The following is an 18,175-nucleotide window of genomic DNA, read 5'->3' on the forward strand; positions in this document are numbered from 1 at the left end:
CTTCGGGTTAGTGCATGATAATGGAAAGTACGTGTTACCCTACAATCCCCATTTGGTTAAAGACAGGATAGTTTTAATGGCGGCAGTGATCGAGAACACAGTCCATCCCGCGTTTGAAATGCTACGCAGTCACCGGATCAACACGTTGAACGTGACCGTGGAAGAGTACCGTCATCGCAAAACCGGTGCCCGTCACCTTCACCTGGCAGCGGACAACGACGAGAATGTGTTTTTTGTGGCGCTGCGAACCTTCCCGATGGACTCCAGCGGCGTGGCCCACATTCTGGAGCACACCGCGCTTTGTGGTAGCGAACGCTTCCCGGTGAGGGACCCGTTTTTCATGATGATCCGTCGCTCACTGAACACGTTCATGAACGCGTTCACCAGCAGCGACTGGACGGCGTACCCTTTTGCCAGCATGAACCGGAAGGATTTTGACAACCTGCTGACCGTGTATCTCGATTCGGTCTTCTTCTCTTCACTTGATCCGTTGGATTTCGCCCAGGAAGGCCACCGCCTGGAGTTTGACGAGCCGGAGGATCCTTCCACGGACCTGGTCTACCGTGGCGTGGTGTACAACGAGATGAAAGGTGCCATGAGCGCGCCTACCTCCCAGTTGTGGCAGAACCTGTCGAGCCATCTGTTCCCAACCACCACCTACCATTACAACAGCGGTGGTGAGCCCGATCATATTGTCGACCTGAGTTACGACGATCTGTTGCGCTTCTATCGGCACCACTACCATCCCAGTAATGCGATTTTTGCCACCTACGGCGACATTCCGGCCTATGAGCATCACGAGCGTTTTGAAGAGCTTGCGCTCAAGCGTTTTGATCGTCTGGATGTGGAGCTGCCGGTTCGTGACGAAAAGCGGATGTTCTCACCGCTCCGTGTCGACCAGAGTTACGCGGTCAGCGAAGGGGAGGAAACAGCCCAAAAGACCCACATCGTCATGGGCTGGTTGCTGGGGCACAGTTTCGACCTGCAGGAAAACCTGGAAGGTCAGCTGCTGGCGAGCGTGTTACTGGAAAACAGCGCCTCACCGCTGATGCGGGCCCTGGAAACCACCGACATCGGGCAGTCCCCGTCGCCTATGTGCGGCCTTGAGGACTCCAACCGCGAGATGACCTTCGTGTGTGGCATTGAGGGCAGCGAGCCGGACAAGCAGGGCGAGCTGGAACAGCTGATTGAACAGACCCTGGTAAAGGTGGTGGACGAGGGCGTCAGCCAGGAACGCCTGGAGGCCATCCTGCATCAGCTGGAACTTCATCAGCGCGAGATTGCCGGTGACAGCTTCCCCTACGGTCTGCAATTGATCATGACTGCCATTTCGCCCATGGTGCATGGCGGCGACCCTGTTGAGCTTCTGGATCTGGAGCCCGTGCTGGCGGACATGCGCGAGAAGATCCGCGACCCCCAGTATGTCCCCGGGCTTATTCGCAGCAAGCTGCTGGAAAACCCGCACCGGGTAACGCTGACCCTGCGTCCTGACGATAAGCTGGAAAGCCGCCGCCAGGCCGCCATCCGCGAGGCTCTGGCTCGCCGCAAAGCCGCTCTGACCGATGACGAGGTTCAGCAGATTGTCGACCGTGCCCGGGCCCTTGAAGAGCGCCAGACCCGCAAGGATGACGATTCCATCCTGCCCAAAGTGGACCTGACCGACGTGCCACTGCAGTTGCCGGAACCCGAGGCCCGCTTTGCCGGCGATATGTCGGCGACCATTTATGCGCGGGGGACAAACGGTCTCGTTTATGAGCAGGTGGTCGTGCCGGTACCGAACCTGTCTGAAGATGAGCTGCTGTTATTGCCTTACTACACGACGCTGATTCCGGAAGTGGGCTGTGGGGAACTCGACTACCTGCAGATGCAGGACCGTATTTCCGCCGAGTCCGGTGGCATCAGTGCTTCTTTTTCCGCCAAGGGGCGGATAGACGATGTGCAGGACCTGTCTGGCTACATCGTCTTTAATGGCAAGGCACTGGCCAGAAACCGCGAGGCTTTGACGCGCCTGCTCAAGGACGTGTTCGATGGCGCCCGGTTTGACGAAAAAGAGCGGGTTCGCGAACTGGTCGCCCAGATCCGTGCTCGCAGAGAGCAGGGCGTGACCGGAAGTGGTCATGCTCTGGCCATGGGCGCTGCTTCCCAGGGCATCAGCACCGGTGCCTGGCTGACGTTCCGGCTGGGTGGCCTCGAGGCGGTTCGCGGGGTAAAGGCTCTGGACAAGGCTCTCGATACCCCGGCTGAGCTTGACCAGTTGTGTGACCGTCTCGCGGCTTTGCACGAACGTATCCGTCAGCAATCCCGTGAGTTTCTGCTGATTGGCGAGGAAGAACAGCTTGACCCCATGATCACCGAGCTGAAATCGATCTGGGGCGAGACCAGTGCCGAAGCCGGGGAGTCCTGGCAGTTGGCGCCAGTCAGCTATCAGACCCGTCAGGCATGGCTTACCTCCACTCAGGTGAACTTCTGCGCCAAGGCATACAGCACGGTCGCCATTGATCACCCTGACGCGGCGGCGTTGACCGTGTTGGGCGGCTTCCTGCGCAACGGGTACCTGCACAGGGCCATTCGTGAAAAGGGGGGTGCCTATGGGGGTGGCGCCGGTCAGGACAGCGTCAATGGTACCTTCCGGTTCTTCTCCTACCGTGACCCCAGGCTGGGTGAGACCCTCGGGGATTTTGACAAGGCCCTTGAGTGGTTGCAGCAGGAACAGCATGATCCCCAGGAGTTGGAGGAATCCATACTTGGCATTATCGGCCAGCTGGATCGTCCACGTTCCCCGGCCGGTGCGGCCCGCCATGCATTCCATAACCGCCTGTTCGGCCGCACGCCGGAGCAGCGAGCCCGTTTCCGGGAACGGGTACTGGCTGTGACCCTGGATGACATGAAACGGGTGGCGAAAGAGTGGCTGAAGCCGGACAGGGCGAGTGTGGCGGTTGTCACCAGCTTCGAAAACCGTGACACCGCCAGCAAGCTGGGGCTCGAGATTCAGGAGCTGTAATCCGGCGGTAATGATAAAAGGCCGGCGTACCCTTGCTGTCATAGGGTGCGCCGGCTTTTTTTGGCCCGGCTAACGGTTGCGCTTGAGTCCGGTGCTCACCATTATGCGAGTGGCGATTTCCTCTACCGAGTACGCGGTCGTGTTGAGATAGGGGATCCGTTCCCTTCGGTACATCAGCTCTATTTCCTCGATTTCATGCATGCACTGCTTCAGGGACGAATATCGGGAGTTCGGCTTGCGCTCATTGCGGATGGTCGCCAGCCGCTCGGGCTCAATGGTCAGCCCGAAGATCTTTTCTTTGTGGCTGCGGAGCGCGGCCGGCATTTTCTGGTCTTCCAGATCCTCTTCGGTGATGGGGTAATTGGCGGCTTTGACCCCATATTGAAGGGCCAGATAAAGGCAGCTGGGAGTCTTGCCGCTGCGGGAAGCGCCCACCAGAATCAGATCGGCTTCGTCGTAATGGCGGGTGCGAGCCCCGTCGTCGTTATCCAGTGCGAAGTTGACGGCCTTGATCCGTCGCTCGTAGCTGCCTTCGTTGTTAATGGAGTGGGACTTGCCAACCGTGTACGACGAGGATGACTGCAATTCCTGCTCGAGTGGATTCAGGAACGTGCCGAAAATATCCACCATGAAACCGTTGGCACCGGAAATGAGATCCCGAATGTCACTGTTTACGATGGTGTCAAATACCAGAGGCCGTGTGCCGTCTACTTGCGCTGCCTTGTTGATGCGTGAGGCCATTTCGCGGGCTTTGTCAGCATTATCGATGTATGGCACGGTAATGCGCTCGAAATCGATTTTCTCGAATTGCGCGAGCAGGCTGTGGCCGAGAGCCTCCGCAGTCAGGCCAGTACCATCGGAGATAAAGAAAGCGGTTCTTTTCATGGTGTTGTAGTCCGGCTCCGTATTTGGCGGGTTCCCTAGGTAATTGCCACAGGTTACAGTATCATACACGCCAAGTTCGAGAGCCCGCAGTGGAGAATGCAGGAATTGCAGGGTCACAGGCACCTCAGGGAGACCTCCACCGCTCCGGTTTCGCTCTTTGCTTCAACGAATCAAGGGAGACACGCTTTGGAAGATTACATTATCTGGTTTGATCACCTGGGAATGTCAGACGTTGACCGGGTCGGGGGCAAGAATGCCTCTCTCGGTGAAATGATCAGTAATCTCGCCAATGCAGGTGTTACCGTGCCCGGTGGTTTTGCCACCACGGCTCATGCTTATCGGGAATTCCTTGCAAAGGATGGCCTGCGGGAAAAGATCGACAATACGCTTGAAGCGCTGGACATCAACGACGTCAATGAGCTTGCACGGGTCGGAGCCCAGATTCGCCAGTGGATCCTCGACACCCCCTTCCCGGAAGCGCTGGAAAAGCCGCTGGAAGAGGCGTACGCAAAGCTGCGTGGTGGTAATGACAAGATGGCGGTTGCGGTGCGCTCTTCCGCAACGGCCGAAGACCTGCCCGATGCCTCGTTTGCCGGCCAGCAGGAAACCTTTCTCAACGTGGTGGGGCTGGAGCAGGTCCGTACCTCGGTCAAGGAAGTCTTTGCCTCACTGTTCAATGACCGGGCCATATCCTATCGCGTTCACCATGGTTTCGATCACAAACAGGTAGCCCTGTCTGCGGGCATCCAGAAGATGGTTCGCAGCGAAACCGCAGCCAGTGGCGTAATGTTCACGCTGGATACCGAATCCGGTTTTCGGGATGTGGTGTTTATCACTGGCTCTTACGGGCTTGGGGAAACGGTGGTTCAGGGGGCCGTCAACCCGGACGAATTCTACGTTCACAAGCCGACCCTGGAGGCCGGCCGACCAGCGGTTCTGCGTCGCAACCTGGGCAGCAAAGCCATAAAGATGGTTTACCACACGGACCCGTCGGCAGAGCAGTTTGTGGAAACCGTCAAGGTGGAGCAGGACGATCGTAATCGCTTCTGTATTACCGACGCGGAAGTCGAAGAGCTTGCCAAGCAGGCCATGATCATCGAAAAACACTATCAGCGCCCGATGGACATCGAATGGGCGAAAGACGGTGACGACGGGCTTATCTACATCGTTCAGGCCCGCCCGGAAACCGTCAAGAGCCGCGCATCCGCCAATGTGATGGAGCGGTATCTTCTGAACGAAACCGGCACCGTTCTGGTTGAAGGCCGCAGTATCGGTCACAAGATCGGCAGTGGTCCCGTCAAGATCATCACCAGCATCAAGGAAATGGACCGGGTTCAGGCCGGTGACGTGCTGGTTACCGATATGACCGACCCGGACTGGGAGCCGGTCATGAAGCGGGCATCCGCCATTGTTACTGACCGTGGTGGCCGCACCTGCCACGCCGCCATTATTGCCCGGGAACTGGGCATACCGGCCGTTGTTGGTTGTGGCGATGCCACCGAGGTGCTGAAAGATGGCCAGGAAGTGACCGTGTCCTGCGCCGAAGGCGATACCGGCCTGATTTACGAAGGCAGCCTGGATTTCGAACTCAAGGAGAATACGGTTGATTCCATGCCCAATATTCCGTTCAAGATCATGATGAACGTGGGCAACCCGGACCGGGCATTCGACTTCCAGGCTCTGCCCAACGAGGGCGTGGGCCTGGCGCGTCTGGAATTCATTATCAACCGTATGATAGGCGTGCATCCCAAGGCGCTACTGAACTATGACGGCCTGCCCCGTGACATTCGCCAGACCGTGGAAAAGCGCATTTCCGGATACAGTTCGCCGGTGGATTTCTACGTCGACAAACTGGTTGAAGGTATTTCAACCCTGGCAGCGGCTTTTGCCCCCAAGAAAGTGATTGTCCGCCTGTCGGACTTCAAATCCAACGAATATGCCAACCTCATCGGCGGCACCTTGTACGAGCCGGACGAAGAAAACCCGATGCTGGGCTTCCGCGGCGCCTCCCGCTATATCTCGGAAACCTTCCGCGACTGCTTCGAGCTTGAGTGCCGGGCCCTGAAGAAAGTTCGTAACGAGATGGGCCTCACCAACGTGGAAGTGATGGTCCCGTTTGTGCGCACCGTGGGCGAGGCGGAACAGGTCGTCAATCTGCTGGCCGAGAATGGGCTCAAGCGTGGTGATAATGGCCTGAAAGTCATCATGATGTGTGAGCTGCCTGCCAATGCCCTGCTGGCTGATCAATTCCTGGAGCACTTTGACGGATTTTCCATCGGCTCGAACGATCTGACTCAGCTGACCCTAGGGCTGGACCGGGACTCCGGTATCATCGCGCACCTGTTTGACGAGCGGAATGATGCTGTCAAGGCGCTGCTGGCCAGTGCTATCCAGGCCTGCAAAAAGGCTGATAAATACATTGGCATCTGCGGGCAGGGCCCATCCGACCATCCGGATCTTGCAAAGTGGCTGATGGACCAGGGCATCGATTCTGTGTCACTGAACCCGGACTCGGTTCTGGATACCTGGTTCTTCCTTGCTGACGAAAAAATAGACTGACCATTTCAAGAAAAGGAGGCGCAAGCGTGCCGATTGTAACCCCTGATCTGTGTGATGATTATCCTGAAGTTCTTGTCGTAGAGCCGGGATTTCGCAACTTTGGCGCCCGGGATGCCTTTGGCGGCGAGATTGTGACAGTCAAGTGTTTTGAGGATAACTCTATCGTCAAGGAACAGGTTGCCCTTCCGGGGAATGGCCGGGTGATGGTTGTTGACGGTGGTGGCTCAAAGCGTGCCGCACTGCTTGGCGATATGCTCGCAGAAAAGGCGGCTGATAACGGATGGGCCGGGCTGATCATTTACGGGTGCATCCGCGATGTGGACGTGATTGGCAAGACGGCTCTTGGTGTCCAGGCGCTGGGCACGCATCCGCGTAAAACCGAAAAACGTGGCGTGGGTGACCTTAACGTGCCGGTGACCTTTGGTGGCGTAACTTTCCACCCTGGCCACTATGTGTATGCTGACAACAACGGTATTGTAGTATCGGAGAAATCGCTCAAGACCGATTGAGGAAATGAGTGCCATGTGCCCGGGAGTCTCCGTGACTACCGGGCAATAAGCCTGACAAGTCCGGTCAGCGCTTTACCTTTACAATCTCCACACCCAGCAAGAATCCTTCGCCCTCAGGCTCACAGCGCAGTACACGACAAACCGTCTCGAACGGCGGAAACTGGTCGCTGGTTGACGGCTGCAGGGTATGAATCTCGTCGCCTTCGGAGAGTACTCTTTCCACGAAGAGTTGCATGCCGGTGCCACTCAGATCCTTGCAAATGGCGGGAAAGGTCACGCCGTTGCTGTCCGTGAGTTCAATTTCCGAGTTCATCGTCATTCGATGGAAATCACGTTTTTCTGAGTAGTCTTTCATGAAATCCGACATTTGGCACACCTCACTGCTGTTGTTTTATTCTTTATAATGGCTATTGGCCTGAGCGTCAAAGAATGCAACGTGAGGGCGCCGGGTATCGTTGGGGCCAGAGGTTACGCCCAGTTGTCGGTTTTTCGGGTGGGTTTCAGAAGCGGAACCACCAGTGCGAGAATCACGCCCAGAAGCACCAGGCCGGCGCCAAGTAACATAAAATCGGACTCTTTCTTCGCTTCCAGTCTTTCCTTTTCCGCGGTTAGCACTTCCAGTTCATTGCGAAGTTTCTGGTTTTCCTCGCGGAGCTCACCGTTTCGGCGATTAAGGTTGATGGAGTCGGAAGCGACTTCCTTGATATTGCTAAGCTCTTCGCTAAGGCGGCCTGCTCTGGACTGCAGCTCTTCCTCTGAGTTTTTGAGCTCATTCCGTTCGCTGGTGACCTCCTGCAACCGGGTCTTGAGCTCGCCCAGTTCGTTGCGAGCCTGTTCAAGCTGACGGTTAGCCTGATCAAGGCGCTGTCTGGCAATCGGGGTCTCGGTGATATAGCGGCTTACTATCCACCCTTCTATGCCATCGGGAGTTCGCACGCGACTATAGCCAGATTCAGATGTTTCAAGAAGCTCAAGGGCAGTGCCACTGCGAACGCCCGAGTGAAGAATGCGGTATTGCGTTCCTTCGCCACTACGAATCGGGGCAAAAAGGGTATCGTCCACGTAGACGGTTTTTGCATGGGCTGAGGCAGCGGCAGCCATCAATACAACACAGCAGATTAAAAGACGTAAAGGCGTCACTGGTCTTGTTCCCTGAAACGGCAATTTGAGGCGCAATTTTGTCACAGATACCGGGCCATACAAGGTAGCGTTCATTACAAAACGCTCATGGAGTGGGAGGCCGGAATACAGTGGCGGTTCACGGCAGTACCGCTTTGAACGGTTTGACGGTTACCTGCCGGTAAACGCCAGCTTCCACGTAGGGGTCCGCATCAGCCCAGGCCTGCGCTGATTCCAGGGAATCAAACTCGGCAATGACCAGGCTGCCGGTGAATCCGGCATCACCGGGTTCCGGGGTGTCGAGCGCAGGGTGGGGCCCTGCAACCAGCAGCCGCCCTTCATCTTTCAGGGCATTGAGCCGCGCAATATGGTCAGGGCGTGCGGAAGTTCTCAGTGACAGGCTGTCTTCAACGTCCTCACTGATGATGGCGTAATACATGGCGTTCTCCGGATATTTGCTGACATGGAGCCGTGCCTGACTGATACACTGGGCCCACTGTAAAAACTCTGAAATCGGAATCGATGTGACTATAACGCAAGAAGCTGAGTTCTGCATTGATCTGCATTGCCACAGCACAGCCTCCGACGGTGCTCTGTCACCGGAAGACCTTGTTCGCAGGGCCAGTGAGAAAGGTGTCACTCACCTTGCACTGACGGATCACGATACTATCTCGGGCCTGCAAGGTGCCCGCATGGCAGCCCGGGCCGTGGGTGTTACCCTGGTAGCCGGCACAGAGCTTTCCTGCCTCTGGAGAAGCCATACCATTCATATCGTCGGGCTAGATTTTGACACCTCAGACCACAACCTGAATGCAGCTCTGGCGCGCCAGAACGAAAACCGCTGGCGCCGCGCCCGCACAATCGCCGATAAACTGACCAAACTGAAAATTGACGACATGGTGGAGAAGGCGACGCTCAAGGCCGGCGGTGATGTGCCGGGCCGCCCGCATTTTGCCAGGGTGCTGGTGGAGGAGGGTGTCGTCAAGGATTCGGCTCAGGCGTTCAAGCGTTATCTGGGCGCGGGCAAGGCAGGCGACGTGAAAGGTTTCTGGCCTACCCTGGAAGAGGTTGTGCAATGGGTTACCGGTGCCGGGGGGATTGCCGTCGTGGCTCACCCGAGAAAATACAAACTGACCGCTACAAAGCTGCGAGCCTTGACCGGAGATTTTCGCCAGGCAGGTGGCCGGGCGATCGAAGTGTCCACATCAGGGCAGTCCAGTGGCGATCTCGGTTTCCTTGCAGAGCTATGTCGCCGCGAAAACCTTCTGGCTTCCCAGGGTAGCGATTTCCATTTTCCCGGAGCGCCGTGGTGCGAGCTGGGTTCCATAATGAAAATGCCAGATGGGCTTGAGCCCGTCTGGCATTATTTCAGACAACCTGTGGGAGTTCACGCAACGGTTTAATCCGGGGCGTGGAACAACAGGTACAGATCCGTTAGCGAGTCTGGAATCGCATCCGCCATGTCCCGTGACAGCTTCGGGCTGTTGCGGACATTCTGGAAGTCCTCATCCTCGAAAAGGCCAGACAGTGTCAGCATGGGCACCAGCAGGTCTGCGGTTTCTTCCTCTCCCGCTTCCAGCCAGGCATCCTCATTTTCAAGGAAGGTATCCACAAAGCCCGCGCACCAGTTTTCCAGGGCGTTCATCGGGTCACCATCCTCGGGTTCCGGCAATTCCAGCGGCTGGCCCAGATCCAGAGAGTGGGCCATATCCCTGGCAAGCTGTTCGACAGCAGTGCGGAATGTCTCAGGAACCTCGCTCTCTGGCGTTTCGTCGGTACCCGTGGCCAGCCTGAAGATGTCCTCAGTGCTGAGCGATGCCGGCCCTACCACACTGGCGCAGACAACCCCGTGCAGGCCGAAGAAATCAACGGCCTCGTCACCCCAGGGTTCTGCGAACAGAATGTCTTCCAGTGCTTCAATGTCCGAATCTGATAGCATTCGTCAGTTACTCCCGGCCTTTTTGGCCTCTTCGGCAGCCCGCTGACGTTTACGGACTTCCCTCGGATCATTGTAGGCTCGGCCCGGTGTTACCGGTACCTCGACCTGTTCGGTTGGTTTTTCGGGCTCTGTTGTTGGCTCCTGGGCTGTCTCAGCAGGCTTTACCTCCTGGTCCTCCTTGGGTGCCTGTGCCTGTTTGGTTTCCGGCCCGACGCTGGCCTCTTTGGCTGGCTCCGGCTTGTTGGCTGGCTCTGGCTCGTCGTCTGTTTTGCGGCTGTCGTCCTTTGCCGGCGACTCCTCTACAGGAGCGGGGTCTGCAGGCTGTTCGGCCTTGTCAGGTTCCGCGGCAGTGGCTGGTGTTGCGGCTGAATCCCCGGTGCTCTCAGTGTTCTCAGTGCTGGCATCCGCCCGGGTATCGGCCGGCTGTTCGGTTGTCACTGCGACCTCAGGTTCCGCTGCCGTCGTGTCTGGCGGCGACTGCTCAGTAGCCTTCTCCGGGGAGGGCGCGGCCGCCGTCTCCGGCGTCGGCTCAGCAGCGGCAGCTGGCTTCTTCGCCGCGGGCTTCCTGGTGGAAGACCTGCGCGGACGGGCAGGGCGCTTCGGCTTCTCTTCGCTGGCCGGCTGGTCTGTTGCCGGTGTTTCATCAGCGGGTGCTTCGGACTGAGCGGCTTTCGCTGTATCTGAAGACTCGGCCTCGGGCTGTTTCGGTAACGTTTCAGAGGTTGCTGAAGTGTCAGTCTTCGTGTCGCTCTGGTTTTTCGGTGCCTTTTCAGTCGGCTTCTCCGCTGGCTTGTCGTCAGCCGCGTTGGCTGCTGCGACCTCTGGCTTTCCAGCGGGTTGCGTTACCGGTTGTTTGTCCTGCTGATCTTCCGGCTGCGTATCTTTCTGGTGCTTTTCACTACGGGCAATCTTGCGGTCGGCCGGGGTGGAAGCCGGCGCCTCTGCAGGTGAGCCGTCGCGGTTACGGTTGCGCCTGGGCTTGCGGCGTTTTTCCTCGGAGCCGGACTTGTTGTCGGCAGTAGGCGACGCCTGGGAGGTGCTTTCCTGCTGCTCCTGCTTGTCTTTCTGTTCCCGGGTGTCTTTCTGGTCGCGCCCCTGAGATCTGTTGCGACCCTGGCCACGGCCCTGGGGCTGGCCGTCCTTGCGGCCACTATCCCGGCGGCTGTCCGCTGCCTTCTCGGCTCCGCCCGATTGTGTTTGCCCACCTCGAGTCTGGTCTTCACCGCGAGTGCGGTTGGCGCCACGATTGCGGTTGCGATTATCGTCGCTACGGGGGCTGTCACCCCGATTCCCGCCAGACTGGCGGCGATCGGCGCCGCTGCGGTTTCCTGAACGGTTTTCATCTCTGGCTACCCGGGACTTGCGACGATCCTGGCGGTCCTGTGTGCGGCGCTCTTCGCCATTGGGGCGGCTGGTTTGCTGACGCTTCACCGGCGGCTCACCAATGACTTCTTCGCCACTGAAAAAGTCTGCAATCCTGCGGCCCAGTTTGCGGAACAAGCCTTCAGTCTGTTCGGCAGAGGTTGGTTCAGCTGCTTTTTCCTGGGTTGGCGCCGGGGCCGGAGCTGGTGCGGCCGGACGGATCGCTTTCACGGCAGCCTGCTCGCGGACCGGCGGCTGTGCAGCCGGGGCTTCGAATATTTCTTCTTCCCTTTCGCTGTACTCCTGGGCCACCTGGTAGCTGGATACATGCTCCACACCTGCTTCATCGTCACGCATGCGCAGGATTTCGAAGTGCGGTGTTTCCATATGGGGTGCCGGCACCACCACCACTTCCACTTCCTGGCGCGTTTCGATGTCGGCCAACTGCTTGCGCTTTTCATTAAGCAGGAAGGTGGCGACTGCTACGGGAACTACTGCACGAACCTGGCCGGTCTTCTCCTTGGAGGACTCTTCGTAAATCAGGCGCATGATGCTCAGAGCAAGGGATTCGATGCCCCGGATCGTGCCCTGGCCTTCACAGCGAGGGCAGACTTCGCTACGGGTTTCTCCGAGTGAGGGACGCAGTCGTTGCCGCGACATTTCCAGCAGGCCAAAACGGGAAATCTTGCCCACCTGGACCCGGGCGCGGTCGATTTCCAGTGCCTCACGCATTTTCTGTTCGACTTCCCGCTGGTGTTTGGCCGGGGTCATGTCGATAAAGTCGATAACAATCAGGCCGCCCATGTCCCGCAGGCGAAGCTGGCGGGCAATCTCTTCCGCCGCTTCCAGGTTGGTCTGGAATGCGGTTTCCTCAATGTCGTGGCCTTTTGTGGCACGGGATGAGTTGATATCGATGGATACCAGTGCTTCGGTGGGGTCGATAACGATCGAGCCGCCGGAAGGCAGCTTTACTTCCCGCTGGAAGGCGGTCTCGATCTGGCCTTCGATCTGATAGCGGCTGAACAGGGGGATTTCATCCTTGTACAGCTTGATCTTGTTCTCGAAGGAGGGCATTACGGCACGAACAAAGTTCAGCACGTCCTCATAAACCGTGCTGGCATCAATCAATACCTCGCCGATGTCCTGGCGTAGATAGTCGCGTACAGCGCGAATGATAACGTTGCTTTCCTGGTGAATCAGGAATGGCGCCTTACGTTCGCCGGCGGCCTGGGTAATGGCTTCCCAGAACTGAACCAGGTAGTCGAGGTCCCACTGAAGTTCTTCCGTGGTGCGGCCGATGCCGGCGGTGCGCACAATGATGCCCATGGATTTGGGCACCTGAACATCGCTCATGGCATCTTTCAGCTGTGCCCGCTCTTCCCCTTCAATACGGCGGGAAATGCCGCCGGCCCGGGGGTTGTTGGGCATCAGCACCAGATAGCGACCGGCGAGGGAAATGAAGGTGGTCAGGGCGGCGCCCTTGTTGCCACGTTCTTCCTTGTCGACCTGAATAATGACTTCCTGACCTTCGGCAACAACATCCTTGATGTTGATCTTGCCTTCAATCTGGCCCGGTGATTTCTTGAAATACTCCTTGGAGATTTCTTTGAGGGGAAGGAACCCGTGGCGGTCTGCGCCGAAGTCCACAAAAGCGGCTTCCAGACTGGGCTCTACGCGGGTGATACGGCCTTTGTAGATATTGGCTTTTTTCTGCTCGCGGGAGCTGGATTCGATGTCCAGATCGAACAGACGCTGGCCGTCAACCAGGGCTACGCGCAACTCTTCAGGGTGAGTTGCATTGATCAGCATTCTTTTCATGGAAAGAAGTGGTTCCTGTCGTTTGGTTTGGACAGAAAACCTGGGGTGTTGGCATCAGCGAAGCAGAACTTGCGTGCCGCGGGCTCCGTCGTTCGGGAGCAAGCCGGCGGCCAGACGAATCAGAACCCTGCGGGACGTCTTCCCGGGGTTCCGAGGCCACCGCCGACAGTGCGACTGCCCGAAGGCAGGGAGGTGTCGTTTTGGGTTAATGTCTGTTGACGCATGTTATCCGTTTTCAGGTTCACGCGGGTGCCTGGGTCTCACGTCGTATTCGTATGCTGGACGGCCCGGCCCTGCGTGCTGGTAAAGATTCTTCGCGATGTCGCCCGACGGTTTTCCGTACGGTTTCATGTTCTCCCGGTGTCCGGTCAGTTGCCTTTTGCGGCTTCTTCCGTTTCAACCCGGGAGGATTCGGTCGCCGTGCCCGGTAATGATTGGGCTTTCGGCGTTCAAACTCTCAAATAGTGTCGGTATACTTCTGCCGCTCCGGCTTCTGACATACTGGCCAGGCCGTAGACAAACGGTGAAGCACGCCGGAATATAACAGTATTCGTCATACCCTTCAATCCCGCAGGCTTTTAGGCGGTAAGGTAATCATGTCCAGATCTCCCAGGCAGAAACGATCCTCCACCTCTCCCGGGACGGCCAGGGAGTCGCGGAACCATCAGGCGTCCGGTGCCCGGAGTGCAGAGGTGAAGCAGGGTGTGAGAAAAGTGGTGGTGGATGAGGATAACGCGGGGCAGCGGGTGGACAATTATCTGATGGCTCAGATCCGTGACGTGCCGCGCAGCATTATCTATCGCATTATCCGGAAAGGAGAGGTGCGAGTGAACCGGGGGCGGGTGAAACCGGATACCCGGCTCAACACTGGTGATGAAGTGCGGATTCCTCCCGTAACCCGCAAGGAAAAGCCAGAGCAGGTAGTGCCGGGCTCTCGCGTTCAGGGGGTTATGCAGGACGCGGTCATGTTCGAGAACGATGAGATGCTGGTGGTGAACAAGCCGTCCGGTATTGCCGTCCATGGTGGCAGCGGTCTGGATTTCGGTCTCATTGAGGTGCTGAGGGCTGCCAGGCCCCAGTCCAGGTTTCTGGAGCTGGTACATCGCCTGGACAGGGACACGTCCGGACTTGTGATGGTGGCAAAGAAACGCTCGGCGCTGCGATACCTTCAGGACGAGTTGCGGCATAAGCGGATTCGCAAAAGGTACCATGCGCTGGTCGCCGGTGACTGGCCGCCATCGGTCAAAAGGGTCGATGAGCCCCTGTTGCGGTTCGAGCTGGGCTCCGGCGAGCGCCGTGTGCGGGTAGATGCGGCCGGCAAGGAGTCGCTCACGCTGTTCCGGGGTCTGGAATACTACAGTGGGTACACTCTGGTGGAGGCTTCGCCCGTAACGGGGCGAACACATCAGATCCGGGTTCACAGTGCCTGGGCGGGTCATCCAATTGCCGGGGATGACAAGTATATGGATGATGTCAGTCTTCGGGCATTCCGTTCCGCTGGTGGCCAGCGTCTGATGCTGCACGCCAGGGCGCTGGATTTTACACTGCCTTCAACCGGTGAAGCTGTTCATCTGGAGGCGCCCTATGATCGGGCGTTCGCCGATACCATAGCCAGGCTGAACGCCCGCCGGAAGGCATCCGAATAACCGGTAGTGCTGCGGGGAAAGCGCAGCACTATCACAGCAAGGTAGTAATAATGGACGTAAAGGTCGTAATTTTTGATTGGGACGGAACGCTGGTGGATTCTGTCGATCACATCGCTGACAGCCTTCATCAGGCAGCCACGGAGCTGGGGTACCCTGAGCTGGAGCGCGAAGCCTATCGCGATATTATCGGTCTGGGTATGATCGAGGCGCTCGAGAAACTGTATCCGGGTATCAGCCGCGAGGAAATGAACACCATCCGTGAAGGCTATGCCCGCTATTTCTTTGCCAAAGTCACCACCCCGCAAAACGTCTTTGAAGGAATGGCGGAAGTACTGGCTGATCTTCGCGGTGGTGGGCGTGGGTGTTCGGTTGCTACTGGCAAGAGCCGCCGCGGTCTTGAGGGAGCGCTTGTCACAAGTGGCCTTGGCGCGCATTTTGATATCACTCGCTGCGCCGATGAAACCCGCTCGAAGCCGGACCCGGCCATGCTGGACGAAATTATCCGGTTTTACGGCATTGAGCCGTCCGAGGCGGTGATGATCGGCGATACCCGCTATGACCTTGATATGGCACAGCGCATTGGAATGCCCTCTATTGGCGTCGAGTGGGGTGTGCACAAAAGGGATGTGTTGGGGCATTATTCACCCCACGCGATCGTTGATTCCGTGAAGGATCTGCGGGACGTACTGGGCCTCTGAACCTTAAATAGCAACAGGATGCAGTAATGAGCGATTGGGAATCAGACAAGAATCCGGGCTGGGGAAGCGAGTCGGAGAGCGGGGAGCGCAAGCCGGCAGGCAGTCGCAAGTCGCCGGCCCTGCCACCGGAATCGGCCCGCGACTGGAAGCTGATTGAAAAGCTGGTGATGTCTCTTCAGTCGGAACAGAAGAAGAGCCGGCGCTGGGGAATTTTCTTCAAACTGCTGACGTTCGGATACCTTTTTGCATTGTTGTTTATGATCCAGTTCCCCTTTGGCGGAGCACTGGAGTCCGCCGCCAAAGGCGAGCACACGGCGCTTGTGGAAGTGGAAGGCACCATTGCGGCTGATGAGCTGGCCAGTGCCGACAATATCGTTGGTGCTCTGCGCAATGCCTTTGAGGCGGAAAATTCAGTGGCGGTTATCCTGCGGATTAACAGTCCGGGCGGCAGCCCGGTGCAGTCGGGGTATATCTATGATGAGATTGTCCGTCTGCGGGGCGAATACCCTGACAAGAAAGTGTACGCCGTCATTTCCGACATAGGCGCTTCGGGTGCCTATTATATCGCGGCAGCCGCAGATGAGATCTACGCCGATAAAGCCAGCCTGGTTGGCTCCATTGGTGTTGTTGCCGGTGGCTTCGGGTTTACCGAAGTCATGGAAAAGATCGGCGTTGACCGCCGTCTTTATACGGCCGGCGAGAACAAGGCATTTCTTGATCCATTCTCACCTGAAGAAGAGGAAGAGGTCGAATTCTGGGAGAGTGTGCTGAAGACCACCCACAGCCAGTTCATCGAAAGCGTGCGCAAAGGGCGTGGCGATCGCCTTGCCGACGATGAACGCCTGTTCTCGGGGTTGATCTGGAGTGGTGAACAGGCCCTTGAGCTTGGCCTGATTGATGGTCTCGGCAGCTCTTCGCACGTGGCCAGGCAGGTTGTCGGCCAGGAAGACATGGTGGATTACAGCCGCCGCAGATCGCCCCTCCAGGATATTGTGGATCAGTTGGGTGTGTCAGTGGGCAGTGGCATTGCCCGCTACGTTACCGAGTCACGGCTCGAGCTTCGATGATGTGCCCGGGGGCTGAAGCAGCGGGTTCAGCCCCCACTTTCGCAGCATATCGGTCAGTGCGATCAATGGCAGTCCCACCAGGCTGTTGGGGTCTCGCCCCTCCAGTTGGCGGAACAGCGCAATACCGAGCCCTTCCATCCTGAAGCTGCCTGCGCAGTCGTAGGGTTGTTCCGTCTTCAGGTAATTCTCGATCTCGTCCGTGCTGAGCGATCGAAAGTGGGCATGGAAGTGCTCACAGTGGGTCTGCATTTTTCCTGAACCCGAGTCCAGTAGCGCCAGGCCTGTCATAAAGGAAACCCGCTTACCACTGCTTCGTTTAAGCTGCTGTGCGGCGCGTTCATGATTTCCGGGCTTGTTCAGCAGGGTGCCGTCGTCGAGGCAGGCCACCTGGTCCGAGCCGATGATCCAGTGGTCTGGCCAGTCAGCCCCAAGCGCCTCGGCCTTGCTCCGGGCCAGCCGCATGGCCAGAAGTTCCGCTGTTTCGTTGCCGACGGGTGATTCGTCGATATCCGGTGACGCTGTTTCGAACGGCAGGCAGAGCCTTGTCAGCAGCTGGCGCCGGTAGGGCGATGAGGAGGCGAGCAGCAGTGGGCGGGGGTTCATGGGCTTCCTTTACGGGAGAGTGGTGTGTGGACGGGCTGGCCCGATTGCGATGTTATTATCGTAGAATACACCTATCCCCGCTGGAACCCCGGCCAAATACGCATGAAGTCTTTGACAGCAGCGTGCCGGGCCCCTAAAATTGCGCGCCTATGTCAAAAGCCTCAAGCGCCGAGCTGCCCAAAACTGTCGATCCTTACCGATTGGCAGAACAAAAGATTGTGTTGGAGGGAGAAATTCCTCTCAAGGCATTGTCTCGCTTTGGTGATTCCGTTTACGGATTTGAGGACGGTGCCGTGTGCCGTGTGCAGCTGTCATTTTCCATGGACAGTGAACGCCGACGCATGGTGACGGGCGAGTTGCAAGCGTCAGTAATCCTGGAGTGTCAGCGTTGCATGGGCCCCATGCAGAAAACGCTGGTTTCCAGCTTTGTGCTGGGGTTGGTGACCAGCGATGAACAGGCGCAGCAGTTACCCAAGGAGCTTGAGCCGTTTCTGACGGACGATTTCAGCGCGAATTTGTGGTCCATGACCGAAGACGAGCTGCTGCTGGTTCTGCCTCCGTTCCCGCTTCATGAGCGCGACGAATGTCCCGCGAGGGAGGAGTTGGAAGCCTTTGAGCCGGATCATTCCGGTGACGAGCCGGTGAAAAAGTCTGAAGACAATCCGTTCAGCGTGCTGGCGGATCTTAAAACGAAGAAGCATTAATCAGGCGTCGTTTTTCATGGAAAACCGGCGCGAATTTCACGAACACACGTTTATCAGGTCAGGAGCATAATCATGGCTGTACAGAAAAACCGAAAGACCCGCTCAAAGCGCGGTATGCGTCGTTCACATGACGCCCTGAGCACTGCTGCTCTGTCGACTGACGCCACCACCGGTGAAGTACATCGTCGTCACCACGTGTCCCCAGACGGTTTTTACCGTGGCAAACAGGTAATTGAGGCTGGCGACGAGTAAATCGTCGCAAGCA

At 57.7% G+C, this 18,175-nt stretch carries 16 protein-coding genes; 9 read left to right on the forward strand and 7 right to left on the reverse strand.

Annotated features, from left to right (window positions below; translation table 11 throughout):
* The first annotated feature begins 76 nt into the window (after positions 1 to 76).
* Positions 77 to 3,001, forward strand: a complete 2,925-nt coding sequence (locus ABJM11_RS07265; RefSeq protein WP_348295085.1) for an insulinase family protein — start codon at positions 77 to 79, stop codon at positions 2,999 to 3,001.
* A gap of 69 nt (positions 3,002 to 3,070) precedes the next feature.
* Here the strand turns inward: ABJM11_RS07265 and ABJM11_RS07270 are convergent, their stop codons facing one another.
* On the reverse strand, positions 3,071 to 3,886 hold the full coding sequence (locus ABJM11_RS07270) for a pyruvate, water dikinase regulatory protein (protein ID WP_348295086.1): 816 nt from the start codon (positions 3,884 to 3,886) through the stop codon (positions 3,071 to 3,073).
* Between the two features lie 222 nt (positions 3,887 to 4,108).
* Here ABJM11_RS07270 and ppsA point away from each other — a divergent pair, with 222 nt between their 5' ends.
* Entirely contained in the window at positions 4,109 to 6,445 is a 2,337-nt protein-coding gene (gene ppsA, locus ABJM11_RS07275; RefSeq protein ID WP_407069975.1) for a phosphoenolpyruvate synthase, read from the forward strand.
* A 26-nt stretch (positions 6,446 to 6,471) separates the two neighbouring features.
* Positions 6,472 to 6,954: a ribonuclease E activity regulator RraA gene (gene rraA, locus ABJM11_RS07280; RefSeq protein ID WP_348295088.1), complete on the forward strand. Its 483-nt coding sequence runs from the start codon at positions 6,472 to 6,474 to the stop codon at positions 6,952 to 6,954.
* A gap of 64 nt (positions 6,955 to 7,018) precedes the next feature.
* Here rraA and ABJM11_RS07285 read toward each other — a convergent pair whose 3' ends face one another.
* The 3 genes from ABJM11_RS07285 to ABJM11_RS07295 all read right to left on the reverse strand — a co-directional run bounded on the left by ABJM11_RS07285 (position 7,019) and on the right by ABJM11_RS07295 (position 8,512).
* Positions 7,019 to 7,321 (reverse strand): PilZ domain-containing protein, encoded by a 303-nt coding sequence (locus tag ABJM11_RS07285; protein WP_348295089.1) that lies wholly within the window; start codon positions 7,319 to 7,321, stop codon positions 7,019 to 7,021.
* 101 nt (positions 7,322 to 7,422) lie between these two features.
* Positions 7,423 to 8,094 carry a TIGR04211 family SH3 domain-containing protein gene (locus ABJM11_RS07290; RefSeq protein WP_348295090.1) on the reverse strand — a complete coding sequence of 224 codons (672 nt, stop codon included), beginning with the start codon at positions 8,092 to 8,094 and terminating at the stop codon, positions 7,423 to 7,425.
* A gap of 118 nt (positions 8,095 to 8,212) precedes the next feature.
* Positions 8,213 to 8,512: a YciI family protein gene (locus ABJM11_RS07295; protein ID WP_348295091.1), complete on the reverse strand. Its 300-nt coding sequence runs from the start codon at positions 8,510 to 8,512 to the stop codon at positions 8,213 to 8,215.
* Positions 8,513 to 8,597: 85 nt separating this feature from the next.
* On the opposite strand from ABJM11_RS07295, the gene ABJM11_RS07300 reads away from it, so the two are divergent.
* Positions 8,598 to 9,476 (forward strand): PHP domain-containing protein, encoded by an 879-nt coding sequence (locus ABJM11_RS07300; protein WP_348295092.1) that lies wholly within the window; start codon positions 8,598 to 8,600, stop codon positions 9,474 to 9,476.
* Here the strand turns inward: ABJM11_RS07300 and ABJM11_RS07305 are convergent.
* Together ABJM11_RS07305 and rne are read right to left on the reverse strand one after the other, a co-directional pair.
* On the reverse strand, positions 9,473 to 10,012 hold the full coding sequence (locus ABJM11_RS07305) for a YecA family protein (protein ID WP_348295093.1): 540 nt from the start codon (positions 10,010 to 10,012) through the stop codon (positions 9,473 to 9,475). The genes ABJM11_RS07300 and ABJM11_RS07305 overlap by 4 nt on opposite strands.
* A gap of 3 nt (positions 10,013 to 10,015) precedes the next feature.
* Positions 10,016 to 13,192, reverse strand: a complete 3,177-nt coding sequence (rne, locus tag ABJM11_RS07310) for a ribonuclease E (protein WP_348295094.1) — start codon at positions 13,190 to 13,192, stop codon at positions 10,016 to 10,018.
* 593 nt (positions 13,193 to 13,785) lie between these two features.
* On the opposite strand from rne, the gene rluC reads away from it, so the two are divergent.
* From rluC to ABJM11_RS07325, 3 genes are read left to right on the forward strand one after another with little or no spacing between them, the layout of a single operon-like run.
* The gene (rluC, locus tag ABJM11_RS07315) at positions 13,786 to 14,838 is read left to right on the forward strand and encodes a 23S rRNA pseudouridine(955/2504/2580) synthase RluC (RefSeq protein ID WP_407069976.1); all 1,053 of its coding nucleotides are present in this window, start codon (positions 13,786 to 13,788) and stop codon (positions 14,836 to 14,838) included.
* Positions 14,839 to 14,888: 50 nt separating this feature from the next.
* Positions 14,889 to 15,536: an HAD-IA family hydrolase gene (locus ABJM11_RS07320; protein WP_348295096.1), complete on the forward strand. Its 648-nt coding sequence runs from the start codon at positions 14,889 to 14,891 to the stop codon at positions 15,534 to 15,536.
* A 26-nt stretch (positions 15,537 to 15,562) separates the two neighbouring features.
* On the forward strand, positions 15,563 to 16,603 hold the full coding sequence (locus ABJM11_RS07325; protein ID WP_348295097.1) for a S49 family peptidase: 1,041 nt from the start codon (positions 15,563 to 15,565) through the stop codon (positions 16,601 to 16,603).
* Here the strand turns inward: ABJM11_RS07325 and ABJM11_RS07330 are convergent.
* On the reverse strand, positions 16,583 to 17,206 hold the full coding sequence (locus ABJM11_RS07330) for a nucleoside triphosphate pyrophosphatase (protein WP_348295098.1): 624 nt from the start codon (positions 17,204 to 17,206) through the stop codon (positions 16,583 to 16,585). The two genes, ABJM11_RS07325 and ABJM11_RS07330, sit on opposite strands and share 21 nt — an antisense overlap.
* A gap of 149 nt (positions 17,207 to 17,355) precedes the next feature.
* On the opposite strand from ABJM11_RS07330, the gene ABJM11_RS07335 reads away from it, so the two are divergent.
* Together ABJM11_RS07335 and rpmF are read left to right on the forward strand one after the other, a co-directional pair.
* The gene (locus tag ABJM11_RS07335; RefSeq protein WP_348295099.1) at positions 17,356 to 17,910 is read left to right on the forward strand and encodes a YceD family protein; all 555 of its coding nucleotides are present in this window, start codon (positions 17,356 to 17,358) and stop codon (positions 17,908 to 17,910) included.
* A 72-nt stretch (positions 17,911 to 17,982) separates the two neighbouring features.
* Positions 17,983 to 18,162, forward strand: coding sequence for a 50S ribosomal protein L32 (gene rpmF / locus ABJM11_RS07340; protein WP_348295100.1), 180 nt, complete (start codon positions 17,983 to 17,985; stop codon positions 18,160 to 18,162).
* The last annotated feature ends 13 nt before the right edge of the window (positions 18,163 to 18,175 follow it).

This window comes from Marinobacter sp. (assembly GCF_039977835.1).
GTDB lineage: Bacteria > Pseudomonadota > Gammaproteobacteria > Pseudomonadales > Oleiphilaceae > Marinobacter.